At 39.4% G+C, this 7327-nt stretch carries 7 protein-coding genes; 6 read left to right on the top strand and 1 reads right to left on the bottom strand.

The window, feature by feature from the left end:
• From UC75_RS21185 to zigA, 3 genes are all read left to right on the top strand, one after another.
• A partial coding sequence (locus UC75_RS21185; protein ID WP_228137272.1) for an amino acid permease occupies window positions 1-816 on the top strand: 816 nt, incomplete at its 5' end.
• A 165-nt stretch (window positions 817-981) separates the two neighbouring features.
• Window positions 982-1659, top strand: coding sequence for a YcbK family protein (locus tag UC75_RS10720; protein ID WP_049837570.1), 678 nt, complete (start codon window positions 982-984; stop codon window positions 1657-1659).
• A 148-nt stretch (window positions 1660-1807) separates the two neighbouring features.
• Window positions 1808-3073, top strand: a complete 1266-nt coding sequence (zigA, locus tag UC75_RS10715) for a zinc metallochaperone GTPase ZigA (protein ID WP_128825234.1) — start codon at window positions 1808-1810, stop codon at window positions 3071-3073.
• Window positions 3074-3106: 33 nt separating this feature from the next.
• Here zigA and UC75_RS10710 read toward each other — a convergent pair whose 3' ends face one another.
• Entirely contained in the window at window positions 3107-4219 is a 1113-nt protein-coding gene (locus tag UC75_RS10710) for an acyltransferase family protein (protein WP_049837569.1), read from the bottom strand.
• Between the two features lie 353 nt (window positions 4220-4572).
• On the opposite strand from UC75_RS10710, the gene hutC reads away from it, so the two are divergent.
• The 3 genes from hutC to hutU form a co-directional block, all read left to right on the top strand.
• The gene (hutC, locus tag UC75_RS10705; protein WP_049837568.1) at window positions 4573-5325 is read left to right on the top strand and encodes a histidine utilization repressor; all 753 of its coding nucleotides are present in this window, start codon (window positions 4573-4575) and stop codon (window positions 5323-5325) included.
• Window positions 5322-5897, top strand: a complete 576-nt coding sequence (locus UC75_RS10700) for a HutD family protein (protein WP_049837567.1) — start codon at window positions 5322-5324, stop codon at window positions 5895-5897. Before hutC ends, UC75_RS10700 begins: the two co-directional genes overlap by 4 nt.
• A gap of 261 nt (window positions 5898-6158) precedes the next feature.
• Window positions 6159-7327: urocanate hydratase (gene hutU / locus UC75_RS10695; protein WP_416202213.1), on the top strand; the 1169-nt coding region annotated here is incomplete at its 3' end.

Here is a 7327-nt window from a genome sequence, read left to right as displayed (position 1 = left end):
GGTTTCTTCCCATTTGGTGTTGAAGGCTTAGTCATGGCAATGGCTGTCATTATTTTTGCTTTCGGTGGTATCGAACTTTTTGGTATTACTGCGGCTGAAGCACGTGACCCTGATAAAACTTTACCTAAAGCTGTGAATCAAATTATTTACCGTATTTTGATTTTCTATATTGCGACACTTTTTGTTTTATTCTCGCTATTCCCATGGAACCAGATGGCACAAGGCGGCAGCCCGTTTGTGATGGTATTTGCTTCTTTAGATAGCCAAGGAATTGCAACGTTGTTGAACTTTGTGATTTTGACTGCTGCTGTTTCAGTTTATAACGGTACAAGTTATTGCAGTAGCCGTATGCTATTGGGCCTTGCACAACAAGGAAATGCGCCAAAAGTATTTGCACACATTAATAAACGCGGCATTCCAACCAATGCAGTGATCCTTTCTGCTGCTGTGACTATTTTATGTGTATTGTTAAATTATATTTTCCCTGAAAAAGCATTTGGTTTACTCATGATGCTCGTGGTTGCAGCCATTGTGATTAACTGGGTTGTAATTTCATGGACGCATTTAAAATTCCGCAAATATATGCAACGCCAAGGGCAAACAACGAAGTTCCCAAGCTTCATGTATCCATTTAGCAACTATTTATGCATCGTGTTTATGTTGGGCATTTTAATTGTGATGTCTTTAACACCAGATATGCGTGTTGCGGTCATGATGATTCCTGGCTGGATCTTGTGTTTGATGGTGGCTTATCAATTTAAACGCCGAAAACTAAAAGCTGAGCAGTCTTTAACTGCTGTAGAAGCCGATATTTAATAACAGCGTAAGTTGTAGTTATCAAAAGGACGTATCTCATACGTCCTTTTTTATTTTTAAAATTTAACAACAGAAATTAAAGGACTTTATTATTGTTATAATATAACATTTGTTCAATTTAATGATGAGCAGTCTTCCCATTTTTGGCGAAGATAGAGCATATTTATGAAACGTTATTTAGGTTTAATTTTATTATCTCTTACAGCGTGTAGTACTCAAACGCCCAAGCCAACAACTCCTCTACACACCCACACTTTGCCTCAGCCATCTAAAACAGTGGTCAGGATAAAACAACAACCCGAAGATTATGTGGCTTGGATCGCAACTGCAGATCACGGACAGTCTGTACAAGCTTATAAGCAATTTCTTAAGCAAAAAGGGCTTGCCAATTTGGTTCCAGACCATGAGTTATTACGCTCCGCTCGCGATTGGCAAAAATGTGGAGTTGAACCGTATGCGGTGCCACCAAGAGAGATTTGGTCCAACATCGTTCCGACGCTTAGCATTTTAAAAGCATTAGTTGACGATGGGGTAATTAACGATTTTGAAGTGACATCGGCCTATCGAGCTTTATCTTTAAACCGTTGTGCGGGTGGCGCAGATGCTTCTCGACATGTTTTTAATGCGGCGCTTGATTTTCGAATTGGACCAGAACAGCCTACCGATTTAGACCAGTTTAATATTCAACAAACCAAAACTAAACTTTGTCAGTTCTGGGAAACCAAGGGCCAAGCACTTAATATGGGGCTAGGTGTTTATGCTTCGGGACAAATCCATATTGATAGCCAAGGATTCCGTTCATGGGGACCTGACCATCACTATAGAACCTCAATTTGTCAGTAACTATAAAAGCAAATTTTTCAAAGACTAAGTGAATTGGTTTAAATAAAACTGGAATAAAAACTTGATCAATAGTTATGTTATAACATAACATTATTGTGGTTTAGAAATAGATTACGCCTGTGATCTGGCCATATTTAAATGGCCAGCCATGATCAGTTTAAATATTATTCAAAGAGATCAAGCCATGCGCACTGCAATCGCCAACTCATTTGCCAAGCTTCCCGTCACTGTTTTATCTGGCTTTTTGGGTGCAGGAAAGACCACATTACTCAACCATATTTTAAATAATCGCGAAGGCCGCCGTATTGCCGTAATTGTTAATGATATGTCTGAGGTGAATATTGATGCGGCATTAGTACGCGAAGGTGGGGCGGAGCTTTCAAGAACAGATGAAAAGCTGGTTGAAATGAGTAATGGCTGTATCTGTTGTACGTTACGAGAAGACTTATTGGTTGAGGTTAAACGGTTAGCTGATGAAGGACGTTTTGATCAATTGGTGATTGAGTCAACTGGCATTTCTGAACCGCTGCCTGTTGCAGAAACCTTTACCTTTGAAGATGAAGATGGAAACTCACTCAATGAATTCGCTCGACTCGACACCATGGTTACGGTAGTCGATGCTTTTAATTTTCTTAAAGATTACGGTTCAATCGACTCCCTGCAACAACGTGGTGAGTCCTTAGGCGAACAAGATGAGCGAACTGTGGTTGACCTTCTTATTGATCAGATCGAGTTTTGTGATGTGATTATGCTGAATAAAATTGACCTGATTGATCAGGCTCAGCAAGACCAACTCATCGCGATTTTAAAAACTCTAAACCCGCGTGCTCGAATTGAAATTGCTCAATTTGGAAAGATCGCTTTAGACAAAATTTTAAATACACAGCTATTCGATTTTGATGAAGCCGCACAAGCACCGGGCTGGTTAAAAGAGTTACGTGGCGAGCATACGCCAGAGACTGAAGAGTATGGAATTAGTAGCTTTGTTTACCGCGCCCGCCGACCTTTCCATCCAGAGCGTTTTTATGATTTGGTACAGGCTGAATGGCCGGGAGTCGTCCGTTCTAAAGGCTTTTTCTGGTTGGCTGCCGAACCTACCTTGGCTTATTCATGGTCACAAGCAGGTGCGATGGCGCGGCACGGATTAGCAGGTTATTGGTGGGCGGCCGTTGCAGAAGAAGACTGGCCAAGTGACTTAGACAGCATCGAACAAATTAAAAAGGTTTGGGATGCTCAAACAGGTGATGCACGTCAGGAGCTGGTTTTAATTGGTATGCAAATGGATGAGCAAGCTTTAATAGAACGCTTAGACCGTTGTTTATTAAGTGATGAAGAAATGGCTTTAGGACCACAAGCTTGGCAGAACTGGCCTAATCCTTTTAAACAAGAAAATGAAACCATGTTGATTGCTTAATTAAAAAAGCCCCTATTTTAAAGGGGCTTTTTTTTATGATTTATCTTTAATGAAAATCTTTCGAACGTAGCTGTTAAGCGGTGTGGAATAATATTTTTCAATTGCTGCGCTGATAATAAAGGTCAGAACCAGATAGCCAATTAAAAGCATAATTTTGATGCTAGAGTCGGTTTGAGCCGGAACAAAAGCAACTTTCATAAGACCCAGCACAACCAGATGAAACAAATAAGTTTCATAACTTCTTTGCCCCAACCAAACCATTACTTTTGTAAATAAGTTATGCGCTTGCGTTCCTGACGGATGTTGAAAACACAAAATCAATAAGCCTGTGGCAAGAGCAAATAAGCTGATACCCCAAGTACTCACTTCTTTAATTGGCGCATATAAATATAGAGCAGTCATACCCAAAATAATCAACCAAGAAAGAGGTTTTTTATAAGCCCAATTTGGCTGATATTTATAAGAAAAAATGGCAGTTAAACAGCCAATGGCTATACCATCAAAACTTGAAAAATAATGATATAAATAAGCGCCGCTTTCTTCTCCAAAATGTAGAGACCTAAAATAAGGCCCGTATAAAATTACTCCAATCAGTACAGCAATAAAGACCTTATTACTACGGGTGAGCAGGCACAATAATGGAAAAACAAAGTAAAAAACTTCTTCTACAGAGAGTGACCACAACACGCCCAAAGCGTAGTTTACCCAACCAAATTTAATAATCAGGATATTCATCCAGAAGGTTAAAGCTGCAAATATGGTTAAAGGATAGGAAACCTCAATACCATTGGGTGCTTGGTTCATAAAGGGTTTTAAGTCAAATGAACCAAGTATGCTTACCCCTAAAATGAGTAATATCAGACACGGTAAAATACGGGCTGCCCGTCGGATATAAAAATGTTTGAGGTTAATTGCGGAAAATTGTTTGTCTCTTTTTAAGGTGTGATGGGTAATTAAAAAACCCGAAATCACAAAAAACATGGTGACGCCATAATTTCCGTTTCTTGCGATGACTGTGCTAAATGCTTCACCTAAGAAATCAAAACCTAACCATGTATCTTTAAGTTTATAGGGAATATTAAAATGGTGTAAAAGAACCAAAAGGATAGAAATTCCTCGAAGAATATCTATTTTATAATTACGCATTCGATGTGCTTCCAGCTTTATTAATATACTGTGTGGCAGAAGAATACTATCGATCAGTTATTTTAAATAAAAATTTTAAGCAGCATTTCGTAAACCAGAAAAGACGATACTTTTTACATCCTTGAATGGAGCACAGGCATTGCAGAAATAACTATTAAATAAATATTGATAAAGCCTTTATATATTTGAATTTCTCTACATAAAACTTTAAATTAGCTCTTATCGAGCGATGTTTATTTTTTAAACTTTTTAAAATCTATTTAATTCATAAATTAACATGTTGTATGTGGTTGTATATACATAGCATGTCAACTAAAATACCTTTTTGCCTGCCGCCTTTTTGAGTATTTGTTATGCCCAGAACATCAAAACAAGAACATGCTGAGCTTTCGATTGAAGCTGATAGTCCAGTTCCTTTATATCAACGCGTAAAACAGCTGATTTCACAAAAAATTTATGAAGGTTCATGGGCTGTAAATAAAAAAATTCCTTCGGAAAGTGAACTGGTGAATCAACTCGGTTGTAGCCGTATGACTGTAAACCGCGCGCTTCGTGAGTTAACGACGGAAGGTTTACTTGTTCGAATTCAAGGTGTTGGTTCTTTCGTTGCTGAAGGGCAAGGCCGAACTGCACTTTTTCAGATTAATAATATTGCCGATGAGATTATTGCACGAAACCATAAGCACCACGCTGAAGTTTTAGTCTTAGAACAAATTTATGCAAATGTAGAGCAAAGCGTGTTAATGCAGACTCGCGAAGGGCAAAGATTATTTCACTCGATTATTGTGCATTATGAAAATGATGTACCTGTTCAGGTCGAAGATCGTTTAGTTGATGCAGCACTGATTCCGGATTATCTACAACAAGATTTTAAAACCATTACCCCAAATGCTTACCTCATGGCAAAAGCACCTGTGTCAGAAGGTGAGCATATTGTCGAGGCAGTTTTAGCATCGCCGCAAGAGTGTAAATGGTTGAAGATTACCAAAGCTGAACCATGCTTACTGATCCGTCGTCGTACATGGTCAAACAAACAACTCATTTCAAGTGCGCGTTTGATTTACCCGGGTAGTCGCTATTATCTCGAAGGGAAATTTAATCCATGATTGAATTGATCAGGGCCGATCAATATACAAAAATGCTTTGGAAAAACGGTGCGGGCTTTACTTTAGAAATTGATCGAAGCCAAGGTGAAGGCGCCTTTGAGTGGCGTATCTCGATGGCTGATGTGACTACTTCTGGGCCATTTTCTTTATTTCCCAATAAGCAACGCATTATTAGCGTTCTTGATGGAAAAGGCATGGTGCTGCATGTCGATGATCTTCCTGCCAAAACGCTGAACCAAGGCGATATTTTTGCTTTTCATGGTGAGAGTCAGGTTCAAAGTGAACTGGTAGACGGTGCAATTCGAGATTTAAATTTAATTTATGATCCTGCAAAGTTTCATGCGCGTTTTCAGTGGTTGAATGATGCAGCTGAGCAGGCATTTATTAGCTCGGCAGACCTGATTTTTATTTTTAATCAGGGTGGTGAAACACAAATAAATGTGGATGATCATTCCGTTCAGCTTGTTGCTCACGAGACGCTAAAAATTGGGAAAAATGCTGGCGTGACATCGATCAGTTTTCCCAAAAAACAACTTAAAAGCTGCTATGTCATTGAGTTAATTCAGCGATAAAAAGACATCATTTACGACTTTAAAAGTACATGTCGATTTAAACGATATGTGCTTTTTTTTATGCCTAATATAAAAATAAATTAATTTAATTCATAAGCTTATCCAATTTTTTTAAAAAAATATGAGTAACCCTCTTCACGCCGTAAAATATTTGTGTAGTATATGGATGTATATACAAGTTAATACATTACTATACAAATGCAGAAACAAGTGATGTTCTGCTGATGTAAGCTCAAAGGAAGGAGTCCGCCTGTGACAACAATGACAACAAAATTTCGTGATGTAGAAATTCGTGCGCCACGCGGCACTGAATTGACGGCTAAAAGTTGGTTAACTGAAGCTCCATTACGTATGTTGATGAATAACCTTGATCCGGACGTTGCAGAAAACCCGAAAGAGTTGGTTGTATACGGTGGTATTGGCCGTGCAGCACGAAACTGGGAATGTTTCGACAAAATTGTAGATACTTTAAAAAATCTTGAAACTGACGAAACTTTATTAGTTCAATCAGGCAAACCAGTTGGTGTATTTAAAACTCATAAAGATGCACCACGCGTTTTAATTGCAAACTCAAACCTTGTACCGCACTGGGCAAACTGGGAACACTTTAACGAGTTAGACGCTAAAGCTTTGGCAATGTACGGTCAAATGACAGCAGGTTCTTGGATCTACATCGGTAGCCAAGGCATTGTGCAAGGTACTTACGAAACTTTCGTTGAAGCAGGCCGCCAACACTACAATGGTGATTTAAACGGTCGTTGGGTTCTTACTGCTGGTTTAGGCGGTATGGGTGGTGCTCAGCCTTTAGCTGCAACCCTTGCAGGTGCGTGTTCTTTAAACATTGAATGCCAACAAGCAAGTATCGATTTCCGTTTACGTACTCGTTATGTAGATGAACAAGCAACTGATTTAGATGATGCTTTAGCGCGTATTGATCGTTACACGAAAGAAGGTAAGGTCATTTCAATTGCACTTCATGGCAATGCTGCAGAGATTTTACCTGAGCTTGTTCGCCGTGGTGTACGTCCTGACATGGTCACCGACCAAACAAGTGCACACGATCCACTCAATGGCTACCTACCAGTAGGCTGGACTTGGGATGAATATCGTGAACGTGCGAAAACTGAACCAGAAGCTGTTGTAAAAGCTGCAAAACAGTCGATGGCGAAACACGTACAAGCGATGCTCGATTTCCAAAAAATGGGTGTTCCAACATTTGACTATGGTAATAACATCCGTCAAATGGCGAAAGAAGAAGGCGTAGAAAACGCTTTTGATTTCCCTGGCTTTGTACCTGCATATATCCGTCCATTGTTCTGCCGTGGTATTGGTCCATTCCGTTGGGCAGCGCTTTCTGGTGACCCAGAAGACATTTATAAAACAGATGCCAAAGTTAAAGAGTTAATTCCTGATGATGAACATTTACATCA

Source organism: Acinetobacter sp. V2 (assembly GCF_001188385.1).
In the GTDB taxonomy this organism is placed as follows: domain Bacteria; phylum Pseudomonadota; class Gammaproteobacteria; order Pseudomonadales; family Moraxellaceae; genus Acinetobacter; species Acinetobacter oleivorans.
This window is presented reverse-complemented; position numbering and strand designations above follow the sequence as displayed.